General features: G+C 71.8%; 6 protein-coding genes and 1 riboswitch. Of the genes, 2 read left to right on the top strand and 4 right to left on the bottom strand.

What is annotated here, in order from left to right; genetic code table 11:
* The first annotated feature begins 146 nt into the window (after positions 1-146).
* Together ACFU7D_RS28805 and ACFU7D_RS28810 are read left to right on the top strand one after the other, a co-directional pair.
* Positions 147-872 carry a cobalt-precorrin-6A reductase gene (locus ACFU7D_RS28805; RefSeq protein WP_378873729.1) on the top strand — a complete coding sequence of 242 codons (726 nt, stop codon included), beginning with the start codon at positions 147-149 and terminating at the stop codon, positions 870-872.
* Positions 869-1,558, top strand: coding sequence for a ferredoxin (locus ACFU7D_RS28810; protein WP_378873732.1), 690 nt, complete (start codon positions 869-871; stop codon positions 1,556-1,558). The genes ACFU7D_RS28805 and ACFU7D_RS28810 overlap by 4 nt, the downstream gene beginning before the upstream one ends.
* 5 nt (positions 1,559-1,563) lie before the next feature.
* Here the strand turns inward: ACFU7D_RS28810 and ACFU7D_RS28815 are convergent, their stop codons facing one another.
* The 4 genes from ACFU7D_RS28815 to ACFU7D_RS28830 all read right to left on the bottom strand — a co-directional run.
* Positions 1,564-2,346, bottom strand: coding sequence for a CbtA family protein (locus tag ACFU7D_RS28815; protein ID WP_378730816.1), 783 nt, complete (start codon positions 2,344-2,346; stop codon positions 1,564-1,566).
* The gene (locus ACFU7D_RS28820) at positions 2,346-2,561 is read right to left on the bottom strand and encodes a CbtB-domain containing protein (protein ID WP_378730814.1); all 216 of its coding nucleotides are present in this window, start codon (positions 2,559-2,561) and stop codon (positions 2,346-2,348) included. Before ACFU7D_RS28820 ends, ACFU7D_RS28815 begins: the two co-directional genes overlap by 1 nt.
* 33 nt (positions 2,562-2,594) lie before the next feature.
* Positions 2,595-2,729, bottom strand: a riboswitch (cobalamin riboswitch).
* Positions 2,713-3,822 (bottom strand): ABC transporter substrate-binding protein, encoded by a 1,110-nt coding sequence (locus ACFU7D_RS28825; protein WP_378873735.1) that lies wholly within the window; start codon positions 3,820-3,822, stop codon positions 2,713-2,715. (Overlaps the previous riboswitch by 17 nt.)
* On the bottom strand, positions 3,819-4,318 hold a 500-nt coding region (locus tag ACFU7D_RS28830; RefSeq protein ID WP_378873738.1), incomplete at its 5' end, for an ATP-binding cassette domain-containing protein. The genes ACFU7D_RS28825 and ACFU7D_RS28830, both read right to left, overlap by 4 nt.

Raw genomic sequence — 4,318 nt, forward strand, 5'->3', positions numbered from 1 at the left:
GTCGAGACCAACACGGTCCCATCGAGCGCGACAGCGGACCGTGTTGGTCTCGACACGCCTCCGCCTAGCGGCTCCGGCGGCTCGACCAGCGGAGGGAGCGGCTCGGCCAGCGGGGACGACGGCTCGGCCAGCGGGAGGGCTGAGGGATGAGGTTGCTGATCCTGGGCGGGACCGGGGAGGCGCGGGAGCTGGCGGCGCGGCTGCTCGAGGAGGGTGTGGAGGTGACCTCCTCGCTGGCCGGCCGGGTGGCGCGGCCGCGGCTGCCGGTCGGCGAGGTGCGGATCGGGGGGTTCGGCGGGGTCGAGGGCCTGAGGGGGGCCCTCGACCACTTCGACGCGGTCGTCGACGCGACGCATCCGTTCGCGCGCGGGATGTCGGCCAACGCGGCGGCCGCCTGCGCGCAGACCGGGCATCCGTTGCTCCGGCTGGAGCGGCCCGGCTGGCCGGCGGACCCGTCCTGGGCCTACGTCGACACCCACGACCAGGCGGCCACGCTCGCCGCCGACCTCGGGAAGCGTCCGTTCATCACGGTCGGACGCCAGGAGCTCGCCAGGTTCGTCCCGGCACTCGCCGGACACCAGGCCCTCGCCCGCGTGGTCGACCGGCCCGACCTCGACCTCCCCGAAGCCTGGACCCTGCTGACCAGCCGTGGTCCCTACGAGATCGAGGGCGAGCTCGCGCTGATGCGCGAGCACGACACCGACGTACTCATCACCAAGGACTCCGGCGGCACCTTCACCTGGCCGAAGATGGCCGCCGCGGCCGAGCTCGGGGTGAGCGTCGTGGTCGTCCGCCGCCCAGCCGGCGAGGACGGCGTCCGCACGGTCGACGACGTCGCCGAGGCGGTCTCCTGGGTGCGGAGCCTCGGATGACACACCGCGTCGTCGTCGGGATGTCGGTGACCGACGTCGACCGGCGCGAGGACCTGCTCGCCTGGGCCGGCGAGCACGAGGCGAGCCTTGCGTTTCTGCAGATGGGCGACCCCTCGCTCTCCCGCGAGCTGACCCGCCTGGCCGACGAGGGCGCCGAGACCATCGCCCTGGCCGGCATCAGCCTCGGCCCGCTCGCCCCTGGCCACTCCTGGCTGCGCCGGATCGCCGCCCACTGGTGGCGCGAGCGCACCGGCACCCGCCCCGAACTGCAGATCGCGACCCGCCTGGCCACCACGCGCGACGAGCTCGCCGAGGCGCTGACCGACTCGCTGGCCGAGACCCGGCCGATCACCGGCACCGAGCCCGGGCTCACCTCGCCCGCCTGGGAGCGGGTCCCCGACCACGTACGCCAGGTGCTGATCTGCCGCGGCCCGCGCTGCACCGCGAAGGGCTCGGAGGAGACCGCCAGGGCCGTGATCCTGGGGGCGATGGAGGCCGGTCTCGGCGACGACGACCTGCTGATCACCCACACCGGCTGCCAGTTCCCGTGCAACCAGGCGCCGGTGCTCAGCGTCCAGCCCGACGACGTCTGGTACGGCAACGTGGAAGCGGCCGCCGCCCGGGTGATCGTGCGTGATCACCTGGCCGACGGCCGCCCCGTGGAGACCTACCGCCTCCCCCGCTGAGCCGCTCAGAGGCTGGCGGCGAGGGCCTTTCGCTCCGCGACAGCGCGCTCTGCCGCGTAGAGACGAATGACCAGGCCGGTCAGCGCCACCCCGAGCACGCCCCACATCGTGGCGAGCGTGATCAGCGAGGCGCGGCGGAAGAACCACAGCGTGTCGGCCGGGAAGTCCCCGACCTCGTTGACCGTCGTGAACAGCTGCCCGGCGACGACCATGACGACCAGGTAGGCCGCGATCGCGCCGACCACGGCGAGGTAGGTGCCGAACCGCCCGCGCAGCCGCACGGCGGCGTACGTCACGACCACCGCCGCCACGACCGAGAGGGCCTGGAAGGCGAAGTAGACCGCGGTGCGTACGCCGATGGTGTCTCCGCTGCCCACCGCCGGTGGGGTCGCCGGATATTTGAGGAACGGCACCAGGGCGACCGCGACGAACCCGATCAGGGTGACGAGCGCCGTCGACTGCCCTGGCGTGAGCCGTCCGAGGCGACCGAGCGTCGCCGCGGCGACCAGCCCGAGGATGCCCCCGAGCGCGACGCCGACGGCCAGGGTGCCGGTCAGCAGCCCCCAGGTGCTCTGGTTGGTGCGGGAGACCTCGGCGGCCTCCTCGCCACCCTCGCCACCCTCATCGCCTTCGGCGGCGTGCGAGTGTGAGTGCCCGTCGCCGCCCTCCTCCAGCGCGATGGCAGCGCCGACCTGCGGCTCACCGACGGAGTACGCCACCAGGAAGGTGGCGACTCCGGCGAGGAGTCCAGCTAGCAGGCCGCGTACGAGAAATGCACGCGGGCTCATCAGTGGCAGGGGTAGCCGAGCAGGTGACGACCGTCGTGGACCCACTCGTGGATGAGCGTGCCGGACGGGATCGAGACCGCGCCCTGGTCGGCGCTGATGAAGAAGAGCACCAGCAGACCGAGCAGGCCGAAGAAGAGCGCCCAGGGGGCCAGCTCACGAAGCGAGATAGTGGGCAGATCGACGCCGGCGACGGGCGCCACAGCAGGCTGCGACATATGTCCTCCTCAGGGATGAATGCGTCCCTGTTCGTTGGGGTTGGACGGACAATCGGGTCTGACTCCACCGCCGAAGCGATGTCACAGTAGCGCGACTGTGCCGGAGTTCCACCGGCTTCCTCATGTCCGTTGCCAGCACTATAGCGGGATCTCAGCGGAGCCACTCGTTACCGGTGAGACTGCTCAGCTCGCTGATGTCGAGCTCGGGCTCGATCCCGGACTCGGGCGCGAGCCCGAAGTGCTCGACCGAGCGGCGGACCCACTCGGCGGCGTCGATGTTGAGCGGACCGGAGACCCACATCGCGTACGGCAGGTTCACGAACCGCTGCTCCTTGACCGCGGTCAGGTCGCGCGAGGCCGGGTGGGCCTGGAGGACCTTGACCTTCTCCTCGTAGGACTGGCCCGGATAGTCCACGAAGTAGATGACGTCGGGGTCGGCGGCGGCGAGACGCTCCCAGCCGACCTCGGTCCAGGTGTCCTCCACGTCGGCGGTCGCGTTGGTCACCCCAGCGGTGTCGAAGATGGCCTGCGGAGCGCCGAAGGAGCCGGAGGTGAAGATCGCGTCGGAGCCGGAGTCGAAGAGGAACGCCGTCGGCGCCTTCGCAGGGCTAGGCGCGCTCTCCAGGGCCTCGCGGCGCTCGTCGATGCCGGCCGCGACCTTCTTCGCCTCCGAGCCGTGGCCGGTCAGCTCACCGATGTTGAGAAGGTCGGTACGCAGCGCCGTCCAGGCCCCCATCGTGCCGCGGTCGCCGTCCTCCTGCCGGCAGGACTCACTGAGCAGGTAGGTCTCGATGCCGTGCTCCTCCACGGTCTCGGGCACCAGGTTGCGCGACTCGCTGAAGCCGTAGTTCCAGCCCGCGAACATCAGCTGCGGCTCGAGCGCCAGGACGGTCTCCAGGGTCGGCTGTTCGTCGCCGACGACCTTCAGCTCCCCGACCCGGTCCTTCGGGTAGGCCAGCTCGAGCAGCTCCTGGTCCCGGGCGATGCCGGTGACCGCGACGAGGTTCTCCCGGGCGCCGACGGCCAGGGCGATGGAGATGATCCCGCCGTCGTACGCGTAGAGCTCGGTGACCGGCTCGTCGACGGTCACCTTCTCGCCACAGTTCTCGACGGTGATCGCGCCGTCGTTCTCGTGGGCCGCGGTGCCGACGCTGGTCTTCTCCGCCGCACCGCAGGAGGTGAGGATCGTCGAGCCGAGTGCCAGCGCGGCCAGGCAGGCGAGGCCGCCGCGACGTACGGGGATGGTCGGGCGAGAGGTCATGCCGAGTGGTCCTTCCGGGAGTGGATGAGCAGATGGGGCTGGTCCAGGTGCGGGTGGGGCACCTGGACGGAGCCGACGCCGAAGTGGAGATCGACGCGGATGGTGTCGAGCACCTCGGCCGGCGGCCCGTGGGCGACGACGGTCGCCGGGCCGCTGTCGGGATCGCTGCCCCGCGGCCGGCCGAGAACCGCCAGCTGGTCGAAGGAACGCAGCGCCAGGTCGAGGTCGTGGATCGTCGTGACCAGGGTCTCGGCCCGGTCGGCGACGGTCCGCAGCAGCCGCAGCTGCCAGGCGACGTCGAGGTGGTTCGTCGGCTCGTCCAGGAGCATCACCGGGCTTTCCTGGGCGAGGCCGCGAGCGAGCACCGCCCGGCGCCGCTCGCCTCCGGAGAGGCGGTCGCATGGGTCGTCGATACGGTCGGCCAGGCCGACGGCATCGAGCGCGGCCCGGACGATCTCGCGCTCCTGCCGTCCGCCTCGCGACCACGGCCGGGTGC

The organism is Nocardioides sp. NPDC057577, assembly GCF_042801335.1.
Lineage (GTDB): Bacteria > Actinomycetota > Actinomycetes > Propionibacteriales > Nocardioidaceae > Nocardioides.

Coding starts and splice junctions, on each gene's coding strand:
- ACFU7D_RS28805 (WP_378873729.1), top strand. CDS start 147: ATGAGGTTGCTGATCCTGGGCGGGACCGGGGAGGCGCGGGAGCTGGCG.
- ACFU7D_RS28810 (WP_378873732.1), top strand. CDS start 869: ATGACACACCGCGTCGTCGTCGGGATGTCGGTGACCGACGTCGACCGG.
- ACFU7D_RS28815 (WP_378730816.1), bottom strand. CDS start 2,346: ATGAGCCCGCGTGCATTTCTCGTACGCGGCCTGCTAGCTGGACTCCTC.
- ACFU7D_RS28820 (WP_378730814.1), bottom strand. CDS start 2,561: ATGTCGCAGCCTGCTGTGGCGCCCGTCGCCGGCGTCGATCTGCCCACT.
- ACFU7D_RS28825 (WP_378873735.1), bottom strand. CDS start 3,822: ATGACCTCTCGCCCGACCATCCCCGTACGTCGCGGCGGCCTCGCCTGC.